The sequence below is a fragment of the Prevotella sp. Rep29 genome (genome assembly GCF_019551475.1).
In the GTDB taxonomy this organism is placed as follows: Bacteria; Bacteroidota; Bacteroidia; order Bacteroidales; family Bacteroidaceae; genus Prevotella.
Genome location: NZ_CP047159.1, coordinates 1,820,844 through 1,844,249 on the forward strand (window position 1 = coordinate 1,820,844; position 23,406 = coordinate 1,844,249).

Annotated in this window: 20 protein-coding genes; 11 read left to right on the plus strand and 9 right to left on the minus strand. The window is 50.3% G+C overall.

The window, feature by feature from the left end:
• Nucleotides 1–399: 399 nt before the first annotated feature.
• The 4 genes from GRF55_RS07770 to GRF55_RS07785 are packed head-to-tail and all read right to left on the minus strand — an operon-like array spanning nucleotide 400 to nucleotide 5,943.
• The gene (locus GRF55_RS07770; RefSeq protein WP_220367878.1) at nucleotides 400–975 is read right to left on the minus strand and encodes a flavodoxin; all 576 of its coding nucleotides are present in this window, start codon (nucleotides 973–975) and stop codon (nucleotides 400–402) included.
• Nucleotides 976–1,006: 31 nt separating this feature from the next.
• A complete protein-coding gene (locus GRF55_RS07775) occupies nucleotides 1,007–1,615 on the minus strand; it encodes an AbgT family transporter (RefSeq protein ID WP_255563755.1) in 609 nt (202 codons plus the stop codon).
• A gap of 24 nt (nucleotides 1,616–1,639) precedes the next feature.
• Nucleotides 1,640–2,365 carry a DUF5932 domain-containing protein gene (locus tag GRF55_RS07780; RefSeq protein ID WP_220367879.1) on the minus strand — a complete coding sequence of 242 codons (726 nt, stop codon included), beginning with the start codon at nucleotides 2,363–2,365 and terminating at the stop codon, nucleotides 1,640–1,642.
• Between the two features lie 29 nt (nucleotides 2,366–2,394).
• Nucleotides 2,395–5,943 (minus strand): DUF5112 domain-containing protein, encoded by a 3,549-nt coding sequence (locus tag GRF55_RS07785; protein WP_255563757.1) that lies wholly within the window; start codon nucleotides 5,941–5,943, stop codon nucleotides 2,395–2,397.
• A gap of 106 nt (nucleotides 5,944–6,049) precedes the next feature.
• On the opposite strand from GRF55_RS07785, the gene GRF55_RS07790 reads away from it, so the two are divergent.
• The 7 genes from GRF55_RS07790 (at nucleotide 6,050) to GRF55_RS07820 (ending at nucleotide 13,566) form a co-directional block, all read left to right on the plus strand.
• Nucleotides 6,050–7,114: a LacI family DNA-binding transcriptional regulator gene (locus tag GRF55_RS07790; protein ID WP_220367880.1), complete on the plus strand. Its 1,065-nt coding sequence runs from the start codon at nucleotides 6,050–6,052 to the stop codon at nucleotides 7,112–7,114.
• Between the two features lie 14 nt (nucleotides 7,115–7,128).
• Nucleotides 7,129–7,896, plus strand: a complete 768-nt coding sequence (locus tag GRF55_RS07795; protein WP_220367881.1) for a hypothetical protein — start codon at nucleotides 7,129–7,131, stop codon at nucleotides 7,894–7,896.
• A gap of 386 nt (nucleotides 7,897–8,282) precedes the next feature.
• Nucleotides 8,283–8,978 (plus strand): glycoside hydrolase family 25 protein, encoded by a 696-nt coding sequence (locus tag GRF55_RS07800; RefSeq protein ID WP_220367882.1) that lies wholly within the window; start codon nucleotides 8,283–8,285, stop codon nucleotides 8,976–8,978.
• A gap of 24 nt (nucleotides 8,979–9,002) precedes the next feature.
• Nucleotides 9,003–10,061, plus strand: a complete 1,059-nt coding sequence (locus GRF55_RS07805) for a zinc ribbon domain-containing protein (RefSeq protein WP_220367883.1) — start codon at nucleotides 9,003–9,005, stop codon at nucleotides 10,059–10,061.
• A complete protein-coding gene (locus GRF55_RS07810) occupies nucleotides 10,058–10,498 on the plus strand; it encodes a hypothetical protein (RefSeq protein WP_220367884.1) in 441 nt (146 codons plus the stop codon). Before GRF55_RS07805 ends, GRF55_RS07810 begins: the two co-directional genes overlap by 4 nt.
• A gap of 239 nt (nucleotides 10,499–10,737) precedes the next feature.
• Nucleotides 10,738–13,203, plus strand: a complete 2,466-nt coding sequence (locus tag GRF55_RS07815; RefSeq protein ID WP_220367885.1) for a DsrE/DsrF/DrsH-like family protein — start codon at nucleotides 10,738–10,740, stop codon at nucleotides 13,201–13,203.
• 6 nt (nucleotides 13,204–13,209) lie between these two features.
• A complete protein-coding gene (locus tag GRF55_RS07820; protein WP_220367886.1) occupies nucleotides 13,210–13,566 on the plus strand; it encodes a MarR family winged helix-turn-helix transcriptional regulator in 357 nt (118 codons plus the stop codon).
• Between the two features lie 82 nt (nucleotides 13,567–13,648).
• Here GRF55_RS07820 and GRF55_RS07825 read toward each other — a convergent pair whose 3' ends face one another.
• Nucleotides 13,649–14,461 (minus strand): M48 family metallopeptidase, encoded by an 813-nt coding sequence (locus tag GRF55_RS07825; protein WP_220367887.1) that lies wholly within the window; start codon nucleotides 14,459–14,461, stop codon nucleotides 13,649–13,651.
• Nucleotides 14,462–14,517: 56 nt separating this feature from the next.
• On the minus strand, nucleotides 14,518–14,994 hold the full coding sequence (locus GRF55_RS07830) for a PH domain-containing protein (RefSeq protein ID WP_220367888.1): 477 nt from the start codon (nucleotides 14,992–14,994) through the stop codon (nucleotides 14,518–14,520).
• Nucleotides 14,995–15,474: 480 nt separating this feature from the next.
• Between GRF55_RS07830 and GRF55_RS07835 the strand changes: the two genes are divergently transcribed.
• Entirely contained in the window at nucleotides 15,475–17,466 is a 1,992-nt protein-coding gene (locus GRF55_RS07835) for a glucosamine-6-phosphate deaminase (RefSeq protein WP_220367889.1), read from the plus strand.
• A 95-nt stretch (nucleotides 17,467–17,561) separates the two neighbouring features.
• On the opposite strand, the gene GRF55_RS07840 is transcribed toward GRF55_RS07835, so the two are convergent.
• Genes GRF55_RS07840 through GRF55_RS07850 form a run of 3 tightly spaced genes read right to left on the minus strand, consistent with a single transcriptional unit; the run spans nucleotide 17,562 to nucleotide 20,136 of the window.
• The gene (locus tag GRF55_RS07840; protein ID WP_220367890.1) at nucleotides 17,562–18,296 is read right to left on the minus strand and encodes a DUF4468 domain-containing protein; all 735 of its coding nucleotides are present in this window, start codon (nucleotides 18,294–18,296) and stop codon (nucleotides 17,562–17,564) included.
• Between the two features lie 7 nt (nucleotides 18,297–18,303).
• Nucleotides 18,304–19,068, minus strand: a complete 765-nt coding sequence (locus GRF55_RS07845) for a M15 family metallopeptidase (RefSeq protein WP_255563758.1) — start codon at nucleotides 19,066–19,068, stop codon at nucleotides 18,304–18,306.
• Nucleotides 19,069–19,113: 45 nt separating this feature from the next.
• Nucleotides 19,114–20,136, minus strand: coding sequence for a low specificity L-threonine aldolase (locus GRF55_RS07850; RefSeq protein WP_220369663.1), 1,023 nt, complete (start codon nucleotides 20,134–20,136; stop codon nucleotides 19,114–19,116).
• 172 nt (nucleotides 20,137–20,308) lie between these two features.
• On the opposite strand from GRF55_RS07850, the gene GRF55_RS07855 reads away from it, so the two are divergent.
• The 3 genes from GRF55_RS07855 (at nucleotide 20,309) to GRF55_RS07865 (ending at nucleotide 23,376) form a co-directional block, all read left to right on the plus strand.
• On the plus strand, nucleotides 20,309–21,508 hold the full coding sequence (locus GRF55_RS07855) for a hypothetical protein (protein WP_255563760.1): 1,200 nt from the start codon (nucleotides 20,309–20,311) through the stop codon (nucleotides 21,506–21,508).
• Between the two features lie 55 nt (nucleotides 21,509–21,563).
• Nucleotides 21,564–22,310 (plus strand): amidohydrolase family protein, encoded by a 747-nt coding sequence (locus GRF55_RS07860; protein WP_220367892.1) that lies wholly within the window; start codon nucleotides 21,564–21,566, stop codon nucleotides 22,308–22,310.
• A gap of 151 nt (nucleotides 22,311–22,461) precedes the next feature.
• The gene (locus GRF55_RS07865; protein WP_220367893.1) at nucleotides 22,462–23,376 is read left to right on the plus strand and encodes a glutaminase; all 915 of its coding nucleotides are present in this window, start codon (nucleotides 22,462–22,464) and stop codon (nucleotides 23,374–23,376) included.
• Nucleotides 23,377–23,406 lie beyond the last annotated feature (30 nt).

The following is a 23,406-nucleotide window of genomic DNA, read 5'->3' on the forward strand; positions in this document are numbered from 1 at the left end:
CTTTTCCAATATATGTATTCTCCCACCCTTCATTGCGCCGGGCGCAATCTTCGGCGTGGAAGACACGGCAAAGATACAAAATTATTGCGACTTGCAGCAAGATTCACACAGAATATTTTTGGGAATCTACGAAAATGGAAGAGAAAAGGAATGCTATTTCTACCTGATAGCATCACTATTGAAAAACAAATCAAGTTGATTTGGTCAGCAATTCAAGTTGATTTGCTGAATGAAAGTTCAACTTACGGAAACCAAATTCAGTGAAATTACTCATCAAATTCACTGAATTTGGTCATCAATTTCAGTGAATTTGGTTTGAGAAACCTAAAAAACTATCGGGCGGATACGCCGATCCGCCCCTACGAAAAAGGAAACCCACATACGGTTTGGGAAGGATGATTAGAGCTCAAGACTCTTCACCCACTCCTCTACATCCTGCTTGGTGGCGTGGTTGAGGAGTTTTCCTTCCTGCCAGTTCACTTCGGGATAGGCTGCTTTCAGGTCGTTGCAAGCCTTCTCGATGGTGCTGCCGCCGGATGTGGCGAAGGGGATGACGGTCTTTCCCTTGAAGTCGTATGCCTCCATGAAGGTGTTCACTATCGTCGGACAGGTGTACCACCAGATGGGGAATCCCACGTAGATAATGTCGAAGCCATCGACACCGTCGAGCTTGTCGGTGATTGCCGGTCGCGATGTCTTGTCTGCCATCTCGATGGTTGAGCGCGACTTCTTGTCTCTCCAGTCCAGGTCAGCCTCCGTATAGGGTTGCTCGGGCTGAATGCGATGGAGCTCGCCGCCCGTCGTCTCTGCCAGGAGTTTTGCCACACCTTCGGTTACGCCCGAGGCTGAGAAGTAAGCCACCAACACTTTTTTCGGCTCCTTGCCCGTTTCCTTGCTTTCCGCTTTCTTACTTTGCGAACATGCTGTCAGCATACCGCACAACAGCAACGCCATAAAAATCATTTTCCGTTTCATAAATAATGATTTCTTTTTATTAGGTTATTAATTAAAGTCCGAACACGAACAGGAGTGAGAAATAGAGTTCTGCCGCAAACACATACACGACGAAGAGGGGTGCTGCGGAGACGATGCCTGCATAGAGCGCCCGAAACATGTCGGTCAGCGACGTGAACGAACCGCTGAATGCGCCATAGGTCAAGGCAAACAGCGTGGTGCAAAAACACAGCAGCGGCACGATGCTATGGCTGAAGCTGCTCGGGAAAAGGCTGCCCGTCACGCTCAACAGCGGCGCATGGGGCACGAGGGTCAGCAGCAAGATGATGATGAGTGCCACGATGACCTCAACCGCAACTACCTGCAACGCGAAACGCTGACGGTAGGACGAGCGGTAGGCACTGCGGAGGTTGCGCAGCGGAGCAACGATGCCGCTGCATCTGACAGCCCCATACGTCATGGCTCCGAACAGCAGCCATGCCAACAGCGGCGTGAGGAGGTTGGACGTGAAATGCCCGAAGAGCCAGCGCACGCCCTCTTCTGAAAGGAGCGAACGCATGCCAATCTCTGGTTTTGCCGCCGTCACAATCCACGAAACGAGGATGAGCACCATCTCAGCAAAAAAGAGTACTGCCGCTATTCTCGATATCCATTTCATCATTTTTCCTGCACTTCACGTTGATACCTAATCCTCATCGGGCTGAAGGTTATCTACATCGAGGATGTGAAGCTCCAATGCCCTCACGACCAGGCGCGTAGCATTCACGCCCACACCGCCGTTCCCGTCGGGGAACAGTTTCTGAACGAGCTCGTTCTGGCGTTTCTCCAAGCTCTTCACGCCGAAGGGCATCCCCCGCAGATTGGTGATTTGTTCCTTGGTGTAGCCCAAAGCCAAGTGGCGAAGGAAGCGCTCGTCGTATTCGTCAATCTCGTAGTCCACCAACGCCTCTTGTCGCATGAGCTGACTTCCGACGCTATACTTAAACCGCTCGACAATCTTTTCGAGTATCGGCTGATTGAACACCATGCGCTTTCCGCTCATCACGCTGGACACATCGCTGCGGGTCAGCATCTCGCCGCTCTTGAGGATAATGCCGTCGCAACCGGCGTCGAGCACATCCACCCAAAGCTTTTCGTTGAGCACCTCGCCCGTGAAGATGAGTATCTTGATTTTCGGATGCAGCTCCTTTGTCTGGCGGCATATCTCCACGCCGACCGTCGTCGAACCGCCCAATCCAAGGTCGAGCAGCACCAGGTCGGGCAACTGCTGTTTCAACAAGCGCCAATACGCCGTCTCGCTCTCTGCCGTCCCAATGATTTCCGCCTCAGGGATGTCATTGCGAATGATGCCTTCCGTCCCCTTCAATTCTAGGGGGATGTCTTCTACAATAATGATTTTGAACTTTTCCATATCTTCTTTTTCTTTTAGGTTTTCAACGATTATGCCTTCACAAGTGTCACCACGATGTCGGTACCGCCGTCGGGATGACGCTCTGCCGTGATGCCACATCCGCGCCCGTTGGTGCTCTCGCCCGTGTCGCGGACAATCTGCCGACAAAGCAGATAGGGAATGTGTGCCATCGAACGGGGCGTGAACAGCGCCAGACACTCCTCATCGGTCAGGCTCAGACGGGCTATGCGCACCCGCACTTCCACATAGCGCCCGCGCTTCTCTGCCAACCGTGCCGACAGCCGTTTCTCGCCGCTCTGTTTCTGCAGTATCTCAAACAGATAGGACAGCATGTCGGCATCGCCGAGAAGACGTAGCGATGAATCGTGCGAGAGCACATCATAAGCCTTGCCAAACACACTTTCCAACGACACCGCCTTGCACACGGGCTTTACCGATTCCACCTGCCGCATGGCTTGCATACTGAGCAATGAGTACAACTCCTTGTAGTATGACGCCGTCTCACTGATGCTCTGCAGGTTACGCGCCTCGTCATCCACCAGCTGATGGATGCGCGAAGGATAGTACATCGTCTCGTGCTTCAACGTGCTCAGACAGTTATCCAGCACGCTGTTGCTCACATACAGTTTCTCGTCTTCCAACTGATAGCGGTGCAGTTCATCACCAGCCAACTCTATGTCTCCACGCAAGGCGTCGCTTGCCTCTACATTCTGCCGGAGTGTCGTCATAATCTGCTCTACCACATTTTTCAACGAAGAGGGGAAGCGGTCGGTAGAAATCTGCCCTATCTCGCGAAGCTTCTCTTCGTCGGATGTCCCGGAGAGCAAGATGTCGTTGATGCGCCCGATGCGCTCGACACAATAGCGGAAATGCACTTCATGGCGGTAATACAACACATAGTAAGCGGGAAATATCGACAACAGCAGCAACACGAGAATCACAATCGCCACATTCTTGTTCGTCTCCGACTGCTGCATGATGCGCACATAACTGTCGAGCGTATTGTCAGCCGACAACTCCTTGTACAACTGCGTATAAATCCTGTTGTTATAACGATACACATCCCATTCGTGCAGCGCCAACGCAGCCACGGCGCTCTCGTTCCGGATGTCGGTGATAATCGTATAGTCGATATTCAGACCCTCACGGAACCAGCTGATTTCAGGCGGGATGCCAGCCTCACTTCCAAGTGCCTTCAGCGTATCGGTGCCATGAGGTTTCAGCTTCCGATATTCATCATTCAGGCACATCCGCGCCGAGTCGGCATAGAGCAACGTCTTCGCATACTCACCGCGTATATTCGCATAATACGCCTTGTCGGCATATTTGTTTGCCGGCGTCACCACCTCATATCGCGACGGACCGTCCTGAGCTGCTGCAGGAAGCGCACCCAACAGACCGCCCAACAGCCACACCACTGTCAGCCACATGCGACGCACGCCCTTCGGCAGACGGAAGAAGAAACGGCTCCCCTCGCCCTCCCTGCTCTCGGCACCGATGGTGCAGACAGAGAAGAGCGAACTCATCTTGCGATATTTCTCGATGATACCGCGGCAGTTGAGCAGACCGAACCCATGGCTTTCATCGCCCGAATCGTGTATCTCGACATTCAGTTTGAAAAGGTTCTCCAACTGCTCGGCAGACATACCCTTGCCCGTATCCTCAATACTCACCTCCACATACTCCTCCGTCGAACGGCTGCCTATCGTCACACGCCCTCCCGAAGAAGTGAACTTGCGCGCATTGTCGGCTATTGTGTTGATCATAAACAGCGTCAGCACCTTGTCTGCCTTCACCCAGTCATCCGTCGGTTGCACATCCAGCGCAACACCTTTCAGACTGAACCCCATCCGCCCGCGAGCAACCATTTCGAACAGCGGTTGCAACGCAAAACTCTCTATATGCAGGCTCAACACTCCCTGCCGCAACTGAATCCAGTCGGTCAGAAGACTGTTATATTCGTTAATCTCCTCCGTCAGTTCCACCACATAGTTGAAACGCTCCTCACGGCTCACAGACCCTTCGCCACCTGCCGACAAGCGTCCCACCTCGTTCAGGATGCGGTCTATAAACGGCGTGACGCTGTTCACCAAAGACACCTTCGCACGCTGCTCCACACTCTGGCGCTTGCCATTGCGGATATGCAACCGACGGCGTTCCTTTTCCTCACAAATATCTTCATAACGCTCCTTCAATTCACCCACACGGCGGTCATTCTCAACCTTCCAACGTTCCAAAGGCTGCAGCAAGTCGTCTATCCTGCGCCCCCCGTCCCGACGACGGCGCAGACGACTGAAGACAAACAACAGCAGCAACACCAACACAATCAACACAACCACCGCAACAATCATCGCCGTCAGCTGTGAAGACGAACGGCGCAAATGGTCCACACGTGACTCCAGATAGCGGTCCTGACGCGTACGCTCCTGCAAATCAAGGTAAATATTCCGGTTGAAATCACTCCTACCCTTATCGCCCAAAGCCGAATATACCACACTCATCTGCTCACGGATAGAAGAAACCAAATCAGGGGCTTGCTCAATGCGCACATCAACCGACAGAGCCGAATCCAAGCACTCCAACGACGAAGCATAGGCTCCCAACTCCCAATAGCAACCAGCCAACGTACGCCAAGCACCGGCACGCTGATAGACATCACCATAAGTCTCAAACAAATGCAACGAACGCTCAGCCAGATTTCCAGCCAACAACGAATCAGCCACACCAGCCTCATTCAGATACATCACCGCAGGACCATTGTCAGCCAATAAGCGCTCCCGATAACCCTTCGTCTGCAACAACTCACTCAAAGCCTGCAGCGAATTCGCAACCCAAAACACATAGTCATATTCCGACGCCAGCTGATAGCAACGCAGCAAATACTCAAACTCTTCCTGGTTCACCTCCCACTGGCTGCCACCTGCCACGATGCCACCCGAACCGACATTATACAAATAAGACAGATACTGGGCTGTGTCGGCACGCAACTCGCCATCAACGTCCAGACCAGTAAGAGCAGCACGCGCCTGGTCACCCAAACCCATGTAATAATAATAAGTGGAACGCACGATGTCATACTCCGAACGAGCATACAACAAACGACCACGCTCACGGGCAGACAAGCCGTCTAACTCCTCATCAATGCGAACCATACGGCGCTCGGCACGCTCACGATAGTCATAAAAATCCTTGTTCCGGGACTCACGCTGACAAAGACGCATACGCAGGACATCACCGACCAAGAGCTCCACCTGATTGTCGGTCAGCACATCCAGCGAATCCAGCTGACGCCACGCCAAATCATAATCCATGCGGACGATACTTACAAAAGCCAAATGAGTATAGGCCTCAGCACGGGAACGGTCTGACAAGCCAGGCAGACGCAACACCTCACGGGCACAAGCCTCCACCCTGCCCACATCACGGTAATGCCAATAATAAGCTGCATCATTCAAACGGTCACCACCATCCGCATCTGAAGAAGAAGAGCAACAGCACAACAAAACGACAGAAGCCAACAAACACATTAACTTCCGGACGAAAAAAACATCTGTCTGCCCTATCAACATCTTCCTCATTTTGTCACAAAGATACCAATATTTTCTGATTAAGGAAAAAAAAACGAAAATTTTCACTGATTACAACTTTTTTTGTACCTTTGCATGAGACATTATATAATAAGGAATGGCGCAGCAAATCAGAATCAAGGACATCGCACAAAAAGCAGGTGTATCGGTCGGAACCGTTGACAGGGTGTTACACAACCGCCCTAACGTTTCAAAAAAGGCACTCGAGAAAGTAAAAAAAGTGCTCGAGGAAATGGACTATCAGCCCAATATGTATGCCAGCGCACTGGCACACAACCGCTCATACACCTTCTACCTCATCATGCCCAAACATGCCTCAGAGGCATATTGGCAGGAAATAGAAGAAGGAGCATTCAAAGCACGCAACGCAAGAAGAGACTTCCAAATCGAAGTGAAAATCATCTATTACACAAGGCTGGAAGAAGACACATTTATCAAGGCTTACAACAATTGCCTGAACAACAATCCCGACGGCGTAATCATCGTACCGGCAGCACTCGACGTCACGCAACAATTCACCAACCGGCTACACGAAAAAAACATACCGTTCATACTCCTCGACTCATACATGCCGGAGCTGAAACCCCTCTCCTTTTACGGACAAGACTCGCTGTCAAGCGGATTCTTCGCTGCAAAAATGCTCATGTTGCTCGCAGCGAAAGAACAGGAAATCATGCTCATGAAGATGACCAAAGACGGAAAAGTGGCGAGCCGGCAACAAGACAGCCGGGAAGCAGGATTCCTGCACTACATGAGAGACCATCATCCGAATGTCACCATACGCGAATTATGCCTGCCGCTCGACGGCGACAAGGCGACGTATGAAGAAATGCTTGAAAAGTTTTTCACCAAGAACAAAAAGATACACCATGCCATCACCTTCTGCTCGAAAGCCCACATCGTAGGAGAATTCCTGCTGCGGACAAACCGTCGGAACGTACAAATCATGGGATACGACATGGTACAGAAGAATGCGGAATGCCTCCGGAAAGGCAGCATCTCATTCCTCATCGCACAACACGCCTACATGCAGGGATATTACTGTGTAGAGACGCTCTTCCAAGCCATCGTACTCAAAAAAGGTGTGCCGCCCGTCAACTACATGCCCATCGAAATCCTCAACAAGGAAAACGTTGACTTCTATCAAAGAACCATTCTCTAAACACCCATACGACAATGGACATCATCACACGAAACTTTTTCCACATCCTGCAGCAAGGGGCATTCCACGAAAAGAACCAGACCGAGCCAATGTCGCCATTCAAATGGAAAAGGCTCATCCAAATGGCACAAGACCAAGGTGTCACAGCCTATTTCACACACGTCACCGGCAACAACCATCAACAGCCCGATGACGACGAAGCGACAGACGAACAGCTCACCGATGTCACAAATCTTAGCAACAGATATCTCAACCACCAACTCATCAAGATACTCGAAACAGAAAAAAACGACGAAGACGCACAACCCGAGACACAACAACTACTTGCCATCATCATCTACAACGTCAAAAAGATGCTCAACAGCAAGCTGTCGCTCAAGGGAATCATCGAACTCGGAAAATTCCTCAGGACAAAAGGGCATAAAGTGGATTTCGTCAAAATCGAAAAGTGGCTCAACAAACTGCACCTAAAAAGAATAGCACAACTGCAAGGGTCCATCCTCATCACCGATTTCAACTTTCAGGAAGAAGAAATCCCCTTCGTCGAAAAAATAGAAAAAGACGCACACAAACTGCTTCTCAAAACCATCGCACACACACAGAACGACGCGGCGGAAGAATGGCATTTCAGGCAGAGGGAAAACGGCTTTGTACGCAACAACTCGCGACTGATGAGAAGAAACATCAGAAGAAACGCCAGATACCTGAAATACGCAGCCATTGAATCGACAAGCACGTTTGTAGCTAACTTCCTTAAAAGCCTCTCCGAAATTGAGGAATAAAGCGTAAAATGATTACGTGATACAGGTTTTAATACACTTATCATATAAAGATGTTATAAACTTTGCGAGTTTGTCAACTTGTCTGACGGCTCGCTTCATACGGATGTTAATTATAAGTTACTTTCGCTCGACAAAAAATAAAAACGAGTTTTATTTTGTATTTTTCGCTGTCACTCAACAACTCGTGTCCTCACTTATTCGTAACTTTAAATAAGTTACTTTCGCTCGACAATAAAAATTAAAACGAGTTTTATTTTGTATTGTCCTCACTTATTCGTAACTTTAAATAAGTTACTTTCGCTCGACAATAAAAATTAAAACGAGTTTTATTTTGTATTGTCCTCACTTATTCGTAACTTTGCATGATAAACAATCAAAGAAGTTCCATGAAAAGATTAATCATATTCCTCCTATCTATCGTTACGCTCAACAGCATCGCAGCGCAAGACTACATCATGTGCGAGGATACATGCACACATATACACGGTCTTGATATGAGCCACTACCAAGGCGATGTATTCTGGGAGACGGTAGGAGCCAACAGCAAAATGATGTACGTATATCTCAAGGCAACCGAAGGAAAAGAACGCATCGACGAGAAATACAAGCGCAACATTGAGCTCGCACACCACTATGGGCTGAAAGTCGGGTCCTATCATTTCTACCGGGCACTCGTACCGCAACGGCAACAACTGCACAACTTCATGTCGCAATGCAGACCGGGAGACCAAGACCTCATACCGATGATTGATGTCGAAACCAAACCTAAAAGCATGACCGACGATGCATTCAGAGACTCTCTACAGATATTCATCCACCTCGTAGAGGAAGCATACAGGCAAAAGCCGCTCATCTACACATACACCAACTTCTACAACAAATACCTCGTCGGGCAAATAGACAAATACCCGCTCATGATTGCGCAATACTCACAGAACGAACCCAGGCTCGCAGATGACCGGGACATCGTCATGTGGCAATACACCGGAAAAGGACGCATCAACGGGGTAAACACATACGTTGACAAAAGCCGATTCCTCGGAAAACACGGCATGAGAGAAATTAGATTCAGACACCATTAAACACTAAACTGAAATAGAAAGACCATGATAATCAACTGCCCCGAATGCGGTCATCAGACCAGTGACAAAGCCCCCACATGTCCTAACTGTGGAGTTGAGATTGCAGGAAAAATAAAAATCTGCACAAACTGCCGTCAGGCATACTTCACAAGCGACAAAGAATGCCCGCAGTGCAACCCCAAAAGAAAAAAACAAAACACCACGAACAGGAAGCCGTGGCACTCTGCCGTCATGATTGCAGCCGTATTTGCAGCACTCATCATAGCAACAACCCTATACTTCAACAAAGAAAAGACACGCTCAAAAGAAAACAACGCATACGAACTGGCTGTCAGAAGCGACGACCCGCGGCTCATGGAAAACTTCCTCAACAACTTCCCTAACGCCACACCCGAACACATTGCAGCCATACAGAAAAAACTGCAACTCGTCAACAGCATACAAGATGAATGGTCCAAAGCACGCCAATCCAAATCGAAAAGCGACTTGCAGAACTTCCTTACAAAATACCCCAACACCACACACAAAGCAGAGATACAAAACCTCATCGACTCCATTGACTGGGCTGAGACCGAGAAGTCAAACACCATCGATGCCTACCAGCAATACCTCGAAGAGCACCCATACAGCAACCACGCTCCCATAGCACGGGAAAACATCAAGAAAATCAACACACAAACCGTACAGCCCGAAGAACGGACTGCCATCGACAACCTACTCACTAACTTCTTCCGAAGCATCAACAGCCGAAGCGAAGAAGCACTCACGGCTACACTCAGCCCCAACATGACATCATTCAACAACATCGCAGCACCCACACAGGAAGACGTGCTGCAATGGATGAGAAGACAATATAAAGAAGAAGGAACACACATCCTCTGGAGACTCAACCACCAACTCAACATCCAAAAAAGAGAAATCGGAGACAACGCCTACGAATACACCGTCAAACTCAACGGAACTGAAGAAATCAAAAACAACCTGCAGAACAGCACCAACAACTACAACATCACAGCTATCGTCTCACCAGACCATAAAATATCATCCATCAATATCAACAAAATCACCGACGAAAACCCATGAAAACCTCAGAACAAACCATCCAGCAAATCCAAAGAGCCATCAGAAAAATCTGCCAGAAATTCCCGGCAGACAGTCAGAACACACCCATCACCGACATCCACATCAGAGTCTATCAGGAAACGGGTGAACTGCTCGCATTCGATGACGATGACAACGAAATCACACGATGCGTCATCGAGCAATGGATAGAAAACAAAGATGACAACTTCTATCAAGACGTTGCCGAAATCCTGCGAAAACAACTGCAAGAACAACAGGAAACTATCGACCAACTCAACATCTCAAAACCATTCAGTCTCGTACTCGAAGACGACGAGAAAGAAAACCTCGCCGAACTCTACATCGCCGACGATGACACCGTTATCATCGGAAAAGACCTCATGGAGGGACTCGAAAAAGACCTTGACAGTTTCCTCGAACAAATTCTCAAGGAATAAGAGAGCACACGCTCTCCGCAACAGACTGTAAGCGTTTACATTCCTGATTCATTCACATATCAGTATTGAATACCGGCAAAAGCCACTATACTGCGGTGGTATAGTGGCTTTTTCGTCTCCGTTTCAAATATTTTCCTTGGGAAACTTGTTTGTTTGGAAATAAATGTTTACCTTTGCAACGTTTTCCATAGGAAAGTAAAACAGACAACAAATAAGTAATCAATAAAACACGAAAGAAAATGAAACATCTAATCATTGGAGGCGTGGCTGGCGGCGCAACAGCTGCGGCACGCATCAGAAGAGCTGACGAGACGGCAGAGATCATCATGTTGGAAAAAGGCAAATACATCTCATACGCCAACTGCGGACTACCTTATTATATAGGTGGGACTATCAGCGACCGTGAGAAACTGTTCGTACAGACCCCCGAAGCTTTTGGAAGAAGGTTCATGGTCGATGTGCGCACAGAGAACGAAGCAATCGCCATCAATACGGAACAAAAGGTTGTGACCGTGAAGAAAGCCGACGGAACCACCTACGAGGAACACTACGACCGGCTGCTGCTCTCACCTGGTTCGTCGCCTGTGCGCCCGCCCCTGCCGGGCATCGACCTCGAAGGCATATTCACCCTGCGCAACGTGGATGACACCGACCGCATCAAGACTTACATCACCCAACGACAAATCAAGAACGCGGTCGTGGTGGGAGGTGGCTTCATCGGACTCGAAATGGCTGAAAACCTGTACGAAGCCGGTGCAAACGTGTCCATCATCGAGATGGCTGAACAGGTCATGGCGCCAGTGGACTTTTCCATCGCCTCTCATGTTCACCGCCACTTCATGGACAAAGGCGTCGGACTACTGCTCGGAAAGGGCGTGAAAGGCTTTGAACAGGTGGATGGAAGGTTGAGAGTCTATTACAGCGGAACGCAGGACAACGCTGAGGTCGAACACATTGATGCTGACATCGTGCTGCTTTCTATCGGTGTCCGGGCAGAGACCACATTGGCGAAACAGGCTGGCATCGAGCTCGGCGAACGCGGCATCAAGGTGAATGAGTATCTGGAGACTTCTGCGAAAGATGTGTATGCTGTCGGCGATGCTATTGAGTTTCCACATCCGGAGACAGAATTGCCATGGACAAACTTTCTCGCCAATCCCGCCAACCGACAGGGACGCATCGTTGCCGACAACATGGTTTTCGGCAATAAGACCGCCTATGAAGGTGCCATCGGAACGTCTATTGCAAAGGTTTTCGACCTGACCGTCGGCTCAACGGGACTGCCCGGAAAGCGCCTGAAGCAACTCGGCATGCCATATCAAAGCGTATGGACCATTTCGGGTGCCCATGCCGGATATTATCCGAAGGCATTCCAACTGACCACCAAACTGACTTTCGACCCAAAAGACGGACGTATCTACGGGGCACAGTGCGTGGGAGCCGATGGTGTGGATAAGCGCATCGACCAAATCTCGCTCATCATCAAGAACAGAGGCACCATTTATGACCTCACCAAACTGGAACATGCCTACGCTCCACCCTACTCTTCCGCCAAAGATCCGATTGCCATTGCCGGCTATGCTGCTGCCAACATCATCAACGGGAGTATGCCCGCCATGACATGGAGACAGCTGGCAGGCACGGACAGGAAAGGGATGTTCCTGCTCGACGTCCGCACAAAAGAGGAATTTGCGCTCGGCACCATCGAGGGAGCTGTCAATATTCCACTCGACGATTTGCGCGAACACCTCCACGAAATACCTATCGACAAGCCGGTCATCATCTTCTGTGCCGTCGGTCTGCGCGGTTATTTGGCTACACGCATCCTGCTCGGACGCGGCTTCAACAACGTGCGCAACCTGCTGGGAGGCTACCGAATCTATCAGTTGGCAACGCAAAAGATTGTAAACACACCACCTGCAGAGAGAGACACAAAACATGGTACGGACCCGCATAGGGGCGTTTGTTGTGCAGAGAACAGCAAGACACTGATGGTGGATGCCTGCGGGTTACAGTGTCCCGGACCCATTATTCAACTGAAAAAAGCGGTAGATAACGCTTGCGACGGCGACCGGATTGAGGTGAAAGCCACCGATGCCGGTTTCCCGAGAGACGCCCGCTCATGGTGCGCATCGACGGGAAACAAGTTCGTTTCCCACATAAGTGAGAGCGGCATCCACACGGTGGTTATCGAGAAACAGCCGCAACGTCTCCAAGAGGCAGCCGCTTCAAACAGCGGAAACAAGACCTTGATTATGTTCAGCGACAACCTCGACCGTGCCATTGCCACGTTTGTACTGGCAAACGGAGCAGCGGCTACGGGAAAGAAAGTATCTATCTTCTTCACCTTCTGGGGACTGAACGTGCTGAAGAAAGAACATAAACCGGCGGTGAAGAAAGACCTCTGGGGACGCATGTTCTCGTGGATGCTCCCCTCGTCGTCCAAAAAGCTGAAGCTCTCGAAAATGAGCATGATGGGAATCGGCGACCGCATGATGCGCCACATCATGAACGAAAAGCACATCAATTCGCTCGAGGAACTCCGCACACAGGCACAGGAGGCTGGAGTGGAATTCATAGCCTGCCAGATGACGATGGACATGATGGGCATCTCGAAAGACGAACTCATCGACGGCGTGAGCATCGGCGGCGTGGCAACCTACATGGAACGGGCAGAACAGGCAAACGTCAACCTATTCATATAAGTGGCTATGGACAAGGGAAAAATCTGTAAGATAAGGGATATCTATCGCGCCATTGCGGAGATGGAGATGCGCTTTCAGAAACGTTTCGGGCTCAATATCAACGAGGCGATGCTCCTCTGCATGCTTCAAGAGCAGAAAGGTATCACGGCAGGCGAACTGACAAAGGCTATGGGACTGACACATTCGAACATGTCGAAGGTCATCCGCTCGGTAGAAAAGCGCAGGTTCGTCAGCCGCTCATTCGACAAGAACGACAAGCGCATGATACATTTTGCCATCACAAAGGCGGGGATGGAACAGCTGGAAACCATCAAATGCAGCGAGATAGACATTCCAGAGATGCTCAACGAACTGCTCTCCTGAGAGGGAGAGGGACAAACGGCAGAAAGGGGATGCGCCAAAAATGTGGCACATCCCCTTTCCAGTTTCTCACGCTATTTCCTGTTTATTTCTTGTAATATTTCAATGCTTCGGGCATCCACTTCTGGATATTCGCTATGCGCTTTGCATCCGACGGGTGGTCGCTCCAGAAGTCCGACTGGTTGCTGTTGCCTGAGCTGGCTGCCATGCGCTGCCAGAAAGCCACAGCCACCTGCGGGTCGTAGCCTGCCATTGCTGCGAAGATGAGTCCCATGTGGTCTGCCTCGTGCTCATGGTCGCGTGAATAGGACAGGTTGCGAATCTTGAATCCCTGCTGTGCCAATGCACCGAGGATAGAAGCCGTGTTCGACCCCATACCTGCTGCGCTAAGCACACCGCCAACAATCTGCGTACCATATTGCTGCTTGATTTGCTTCGACATCTGCTCTGCTGAGTGACGGGCAACAGCGTGCGCAATCTCATGACCGAGGACGATGGCGAGCGATGCCTCGTTCTGGGTGACGGGCAACAACCCCTCATAAACCACAATCTTTCCGCCAGGCATACAGAAGGCGTTCACGCTCTTGTCCTGCACCAGATTAAATTCCCACTTATAATTGACGAGGTCGGCTGCCATACCATTCTGACGCAGATAGTTTTCCACTGCCGTTGCCAGCTTCTGACCTACGCGCTTCACCATTGCAGTATTATTTGTGTTGGTAGAGAGTTTTGCCGACTTCATATAGTTAGCATACTCCTGATTACTGAGGCTCAGTACTTGCTCGTCGCTGACCATCAAACTCTGCTTACGTCCCGTGATGGGTACGGTTCTCGTTGTTCCACACGCCATGAGCAATGTGGTAACAAACATCACTAATAATAATTTTGCCTTGTTCATATCATTACATATTTAACCAATTATTCTCTCTCAAATGTCGGTAAACATCATTGTTTTTATCCCTTCATCAGCAGTTCCTTATAGTTGTCTATCTGCTGATTGACCAGTGTCTTGAACCTCAACGGATTCTTGATGTATGGATATTCGTTTGCCACCTCGCCAGTCGTCACGATGACCGTGCCGTAATTCAATATCCGTCCGAGAATGCCCTGAGAAAGGTTCACCCCCTCACAGCGATGCAGCACCAGTTCGTTCGATTCGAGGCGCACGATACCCACCTTCTCGATGATGCGCTTATTGGTCAGCACAAACCGCTTGCCGCCCCACTTCACAACAGCCCACACCGCTGCCACGGCAATGATAATCAGCGTGAACAACAGACGTGTGCCGAACGTCATATCACCTATCGGAGCAAAAAGCAGTACCAAACCTGCCAGCGCCAACAATGCCGGCAACCAATAAATGACATAGTGATAGGTAGCTTCATAAACGATATGCTCACCTTCCATCAAACTTTTTTCTACGTATCCCATAATTCATCATTTAGCTTTTCGCAGCAAAGATAATATAAAAATTCGATTAAGTGAGCAAAAAAGAAATTTATTTATTTTTTCGAACGGAAGAATTGTATAATCGACGACCAAAGGGAAAGTCAATTTTATCTAAAAATTCGATTAAGTGAGCAAAAAAGAAATTTATTTTATCTAAACATGAGTTCGATATAAGGATGACGCGATAATCATGGAGATACTCAAATTTTGGCTATATTATATCTAACCTCTATAATTTCTGGAGCTTTGTTTTTCATTATAGCACCGCCTAGAACAAAAGAGGACTGGATAAGGATAGAACAAAAACGAAAGGAAAAAGCCTCTCCCCCTTTGGGGTTTTCGATGCCAAGTAAGACAAAATTTCAAAAAGAAAAAAATAAAATCTGTTGCTTTTTATCTTGAATTTCCAATTTTTCGCTAACTTTGCATCAGAATGTATCAAGATAACAAAAAACTATTCTTATGAGACTGAATCTTAGCTCACAAATCGTACTCAACAAAGTACCGACAAAATTCTATCGACCGGAGAACGCCGTGGAACGCTCGGAAGTGACGCGTATGGAGAAGATACAAACAGACATCTTCCCCACCATCGACGAGGGTGCAAAGCACATCGCTGACACGATAGAGGCAGAAATCACCACCAAACAAAGGGAAGGCAAGTTCTGTGTGCTCGGACTGGGAACGGGCATGTCGCTCACACCTGTCTATCAGGAACTCATACGCCGCCACAAGGAATGCGGACTCAGCTTCCACAACGTCGTGGTGTTCAACGCCTACGAATATTTCCCGCTCACGCCGGAAACCCAGACGTGCAGCATCAATCAGCTCAGACGCCGCTTCCTCGACCATGTGGATATCAACCCGCAAAACATCTTCACGCTCGACGGAACGATTCCGCAGGACGCCGTGCAGGAGCATTGCCGGCTCTACGAGCAGCGCATACAGACGTTCGGCGGCATTGATGTCATGATGCTGGGCATCGGGCGTATCGGAAACATTGCCACCAACGAGCCCGGTTCGGGACATAACACCACTTCGCGCATCATCCTCATCGAGCCTACCACACGCGAGGAGATGTCGCTCAGCTTCGATAACGGCGAGACGGTGCCGCCCTGTTCCATCACGATGGGCATCGCCACCATCCTCTCAGCCCGCAAGATTTTCCTGACGGCATGGGGCGAGGAAAAGGCAGACATCATCCAGAAGACGGTCGAGGGACGTGTGTCGGACGCCATTCCGGCATCATTCCTGCAGACGCACAACGCCGCACACGTGGTCATCGACCTGGCTGCCGGCTCACGACTGACACGCATCGTGCGCCCATGGCTGGTCACATCCTGCAAGTGGGACGACAAACTGGTGCGCTCGGCGCTGGTGTGGCTGTGCCAGAAAACGGGGAAGCCCATCTTGAAACTGACCAACAAAGACTATAACGAGAACGGACTGTCGGAACTGCTCGCACTCTACGGCTCCGCATACAATGCCAATATCAAGATATTCAACGACCTGCAACACACCATCACGGGATGGCCCGGCGGTAAGCCCGATGCCGACGACACGTACCGGCCGGAGCGGGCAAAGCCGTTCCCGAAGCGGGTAATCGTCTTCTCACCCCACCCCGACGACGATGTCATCTCGATGGGTGGCACGCTCCGGCGACTGGTGCAACAGGGACACGACGTGCACGTGGCTTACCAGACGAGCGGAAACATTGCCGTCGGCGACGAGGAGGTGAGCCGTTTCATGCACTTCATCAACGGGTTCAACCAACTTTTCGGAGAAGACGGGGATGAAATCATCAAGAAAAAATACCGTGAGATAAAAGATTTCCTTGCTAAAAAGAAGGAAGGTGACATCGACACGCAGGACATACGCACCATCAAGGGACTGATTCGGCGCGGTGAGGCGCGCACGGCTTGCACCTACAACCAGATTCCGCTTGACCACGTGCACTTCCTCGACCTGCCATTCTACGAGAGCGGACGCATCGAGAAACTGCCGATGGGAAAGGCTGACGTGGAGATTGTGCTTAAGCTGATTGATGACGTGAAGCCCCATCAGATATACGTGGCGGGCGATTTGGCTGACCCGCACGGCACCCACAAGAAGTGTACGGATGCCGTCCTGGCTGCTATCGACGAGTTGAAGAAGAGCAACGCGGAGTGGCTGAAGGAGTGCCGTATATGGATGTATCGCGGCGCATGGGCTGAATGGGAGATTGAGAACATCGAGATGTGTGTGCCGATGAGCCCCGAAGAGCTTCGTGCGAAGCGTAACTCTATCTTGAAACACCAGTCGCAAATGGAGAGTGCGCCGTTCCTGGGCAATGACGAACGACTGTTCTGGCAGCGTGCCGAAGACCGCAACCGTGCCACGGCAAAACTCTATGACGACCTCGGACTGGCTTGCTACGAGGCGATGGAAGCCTTCGTGGAATACAAGCCGCTGTAAAAATAGTCTTTCTATATTACTTAAAATCCTTCCAATTCTCTTTTCCCGGAGAGTTGGAAGGATTTTTTCTTATCGGGACGTGACGGGATTTCCGCTTACCAATCCTCATCATCGTTACCCACAATGCCATGTTTCAGCGCCTCTTCCACCTTGTCGAGGATGGCGTTTGAGTAGGCGTGGGTCATCACAAGCGCTTTGGCGCAGGTGCGTTTCTGGGCATCTTTCTCGACGAAAGGATAATGATGGGCTATCTCCCACTGCCGGTCGTAGAGCATGGGGTTGGTTTTGTCGTCGGCTTTGCGCTTCGAGTCACCAAAGGTTTTTCCCTCTTTATCTGTCGGACTGAGCCATCCGCCGCTGATGTCTGCCAGCACGTCATAGGTCTGCACGGTGTATGTAACACGGACGCGCCCTTCTTTTATATCGAGCCGGATGATGGGTGTGATGCTGACAGAGTATTTGTTGATGGTGCCAATGTGCTCGGCAATGTTGCGTATGGTCGATGATATGATGATGCAGCCGGCTTCCTTGTCGTTGAGTGTGATGGCGTTGTTGTCCTTGAAGGTGGCTGTTGCCCAGTAGTTAAGTGCCACATAGAGTTGCTCCTTAGTCTTGCCCGGCGCCTCGATTACCTGCTGATAGGTGAGGTTTTCGTTTTTGTCGAGTGTCAGGCTGGAGGCGAGATTCCGTGCTGCATCGAGCCATTTGTCGCCGTAGCGCTCTTTGGCATACCTCTCCAGGTCGGCTATCTTCATTACTTGTGCGTTGGTTGTCGTGGCACCGCATAATGTCAGGATGGCGGCGAGCATCCATATTCTGTACCTTTTCATAGCTGCTTTATTTGTTTAATTGTCTGACTGGGAATGTGAAATAGGTGTCGGGGAACGGTTCGTCTTTCAACGTAAAATGCCACCATTCTGAATCCAATGGTTTGAAACCATGACGGAGCATCGCACGACGGAGTATCATGCGGTTACGGAACTGCTCGGCGGTGATGCTGCGTCGCGTGGGACTCTTGCTGTTGTCGCCTGTGTAGGTGCCCGTTTCGGGATTGCCGCAGAAATCGGGGTGGCTTTCCGGACCGAACCAGTCGAACGTGCCGCCCATGTCAACTTCCTTCTCCGATGCCATGTCGAAGAGTGTCAGGTCCACTGTGCTTCCTCGCGTGTGACCGCTTTTTTCTGCGATATAGTCCTGCTCGAAGAGCACGCTCTTGTCCAGGTCGGGATAGAAATAGGGCTTCATGGCGGTGTCGGGGAGGTCGGATGCCCACCGCACGAAGTGGTTGACGGCTCGCTGCGGGCGATAGGCGTCGTAGATTTTGAGGCGGTAGCCCTGTTGTTTGAGCTCGTCGCTCACTGCGCGGAGGCTGTCGGCTGCCCGCCGTGTGAGCAGTGCCGTGGGTTGTTGATAGCCGTCGATGCGTGTGCCTACGAAGTTGTAGGTGCTGAAATAGCGTATTTCAAGGATAGCGTCGGGCACCGCGTCGGTCAGTGTGACGAACTGCGACGAGTCGTCGGTTGCCGTCAGTCGTGCGCTTGTGGTGCATGCTGTGAGCACGATGAGGGCAGCGAATATTACAATAAAAGTCTTTTTCATCATTCTTCGGTTACGTGTCATTGGTTTTCATGTATTGGTTTCTTTGTTTCAGACCACCTCGGCGAGGGCTTGCAGGTCCTCCTCGGTCGTCGCCCAACTGGTCACAAAGCGGCAGACGGTGTGCTCCCCGTCGGCTGGTTCCCAGTGGGTGAAAAGTACGTGGGGCTCCAGTTCGTGCATTTTCGAGTTCTCAATGACGAAGAATTGCTGGTTCGTAGGCGAATCGATATGCAGCCGGTAGCCCTTCGCGAGCATCATTTCTTTCAGGCGCATCGCCATGCTGACGGCGTGGCGGGAGATGTTGAGATAGAGGTTGTCGGTGAACAGTGCATCGAACTGGATGCCTGCCAACCGTCCTTTTGCCAGGAGTGCGCCGTGCTGTTTGATAATACTGAAAAAGCCTTTCGGCGCTCCGCCACGCGGAAAGACCACCGCCTCGCCGCAGAGCGCGCCCACTTTCGTTCCTCCGATATAAAACGCATCGCTGTGCTGTGCGAGGAAAGGCAGTGTCACCTCGCTGCTCGCAGCCAGTCCATAGCCCATTCGGGCGCCGTCCACGAACAGCTTCAGTCCGTATTTCCTGCAAACATTATGGATATCCTGCAATTCTCGGGCAGTATAGAGCGTGCCGAACTCGGTCGGAAAAGTGACGTACACCATGCCCGGCTGCGCCACATGGTCGCGACTTTCGTCGTTCACAAACCAGTCCATATAGCGATCCAGGTCCTCCGTCCGCATCTTCCCGTCGCAAGCGGGCAAGGCAATCACCTTGTGTCCGCTCTGCTCGATGGCTCCTGCCTCGTGCACATTGATATGTCCACATTCGGCTGAGATGACCGCCTCGTGGCTTCTGAGCAGCGCGTCGATGACCGTGGCGTTGGTCTGCGTGCCCCCCACGAGGAAGAAAACGTCAGCCGACGCATCACCGCAAGCCGCCCGGATTTTCCCGCGTGCCTGCTCGCTCCACTCGTCAAAGCCGTACGTCAGACTCTGTCTGCCGTTGGTTTCCACCAACTTCCGCAACACTTCAGGATGCGCACCGTTATTGTAGTCGCATTCAAAATTAAGGATTTCCTGTTCTTTCATTGTCTTTATTGCATGATTGTTTTTTGTGTTTCAACTGCAAGCAACGGTGGAAAACGGGCACGTCCCCACCCCGCTGCTTTCCATTAACTTTTGCAAAAATACATATTTTTCAAGTGATTTCCGAAAAATTATCAGTATTTTTGTCACAAAATCATGAATGACTATGAATCATATCTCCATTTTTACACTCACTTCCAAGCTGCACGACGAGCAGTCGGTGGCTGCCGTGACGAAAGAATTTCTGGGCAACCTCCATATCGAATACACGCTTCACGGAGGCGACTACACCGATTATGGCAGTGCACCACTCAATCTTATATATGTACGCACGGGCGGAACGGAAGACATCTTCCTCAAGCTCCTGCCCGAACTGCGCACGAAGAGCCGCCAGCCGTTCTATTTTCTCACCTCCGGGAAGAGCAATTCGCTGGCAGCATCGATGGAAATTCTCTCCTATCTGCGACAAAACGGCTTGCAGGGCGAGATTATACACGGCAGCAACGAATACATTCGTGAGCGCATCGCCCAACTGAGCAAGCGCGGCGAAGCACGAAGATGGCTGCATGAATGTCGGCTCGGTGTCATCGGCAAGCCCTCCGACTGGCTCATCTCCAGCCATGTTGCCTACGACACGATACAGGAGAAACTGGGCGTTACGCTCATCGACATTCCCATGCAGGAACTGCTCGACACGCTTGCCACCACTCCTGCGCCCGAGAACGGCGAGGCGGTGGCTGACAAGGCGGTCAGCGACGCCATGCCCGGAGCAGAGAGAATCTATGCCGCACTGAAAAACATCATTGTAAAATACCACTTGCAAGGCTTTACTATCCGCTGTTTCGACCTGCTCATATCGGTCAGAAACACGGGCTGTCTGGCACTGGCAAAACTCAACAGCGAGGGATTTATCGCCGGGTGTGAAGGCGACATACCGGCATTGCTGTCGATGACCATCGCCCGTGCGGTGACAGGCACCGCCGCATTTCAAGCAAACCCCGCGAGCATCCGTCCCGATACGGGCGAAATGGTGTTCGCCCACTGCACCATCCCGTTCTGTCTGGTGGAGCGTTACGAGTTCGATACCCACTTCGAGTCGGGCATCGGCGTCGGCATTCGCGGATATATGAAGGAAGGACCGGTAACCATCTTCAAGGTCGCGGGCGACCTCTCCCGCCACTTCATTGAGGAAGCCGAACTCATTGCCAACGAGTCGAAGCCCGACCTCTGTCGCACACAGCAGGTCATCCGACTGAAACACCCCGAGCGCACAGCCTATTTCCTCAACCAGCCCATCGGCAACCACCACATCATCATGCCCGGACACCACCGAGAACAACTCGAACAACTGCTCGGATGATGCGCACTTCTGAATTAGAATATATTCTTCATAAGACAGATAAATCGGAATTTATATGGAACACTTTAGCAGATTAAAGAAAATAGATGCCCACACACATATAGGGGCATTCGGCAGTCCTTTCAATATTGATTTTAACACGGAACGACTGCTGGAGCAAATGGACATATACAATATTGAGAAAACAATTTTATGCTCTTCAAGTGCATACTCTAATGATGACACTCTCAAAGCATACAAACAGCATCCAGACAAGATTATTCCCTTGATGTGGGTAAATTGTGCACAAGGTCAACCTGCTTATGATCTCTTAGAACATTATTTTCGTGATGAACATTTTGCTGGTGCGAAATTGCAGTCGCTGTTCGATGGTTATACTGCTGATGCTCCCTGTGTTGACCCTGTTGCAGAATTGTGTGAGAAGTATGGCAAACCATTGTTTGTACATTCTGGCCATCCACCTTTTTCTTTGCCTTGGCAAATTGGACTGTTAGCAGAACGGCATCCCTACTTGCCTATCGTTATGATACATATGGGGCATGCTCATGGAGTATATGTTGATGCAGCTATAACGATGGCTTGCAGATATGACAATATTTGGTTAGAGACATCTGGCACATCTATGAGTTGTCAGATAAAAAACGCTTACGACACTGTAGGTCATGACAGAGTGATGTTCGGTATAGATTCGCCATTTCATCATCCCACTGTAGAGATACAAAAAGTAATGGCATGCGGTATAGATGAAAATGGCTTGGAAAACATATTCTACAATAATGCGAAGGCATTTATGAGACTCTAAATTCCAATTTAGCAAACAGAAACAAATATGAAATACCGAGACACTGACCATCTTTCTGCTTCTGTTGGCAACAGTGTTATTTCGCTATATATAAATAAGGTATTATTCCAGAAGCATGAATAAAAGAAAACATTTGAATATCTGAATCGACATGAACTACCATCAAATACTTGAGAATATTTACATGGACATCCGTCCATATGCACAAGTGGGCAAGCAAGCCGACTACATTCCCGCTCTTGCCTCGGTAGACCCCGACCAATTCGGCATCTGCATCAACACACTGCAAGGCGATGAATATGCACTGGGGCAAGCCGACACGCGTTTCTCCATACAGAGCATCTCTAAAGTGTTCAGTCTTGCCTACTGCATGAGCATCCTTGGTGATAATGTATGGCTGCGCATGGGCAAAGAGCCATCGGGCACTGCGTTCAACTCACTCATACAACTAGAACTTGAGAAAGGCTATCCACGTAATCCCTTCATCAATGCCGGGGCCATCGTCATGTCCGACATTCTGCTCAGCCACCTCTCACATCCCCACGAAGACTACATCGCCTTCATCCGCGAGATCAGCCACAACGACACCATCAACTACAATGACGAGGTGGTGCGTTCTGAGGAAAGCCAAGGATACCTCAATGCGGCCATTGCCAATCTGCTGAAGTACCACCACAACATCGACAACGACATCGCCGACGTTCTGCATTTCTATTTCCTCACCTGCTCCGTTGAAATGAGCTGCAAAGAACTGTCGAAGGCTTTTCTGGCCTTTACCAACCATCGGCAGTCGTTCGACTTTCATGGTGTGAGCCTCACCTCATCGCAAGTGAAGAGAATCAATGCCATCATGCAGACCTGTGGCTTCTACGACGAGGCTGGCGAGTTCTCCTACCTTGTAGGACTACCCGGAAAAAGCGGTGTGGGCGGAGGTATCGCCGCCATTTATCCATCCCGATATTCCGTAGCGGTATGGAGTCCGCGACTCAACGAGAAAGGCAATTCGGTCATGGGAATGAAAGCACTTGAACTACTCACCACCGAAACGGAAGAGTCTATTTTCTAAGAGTGGATTGTGTTTTCTAGCATAGAACTC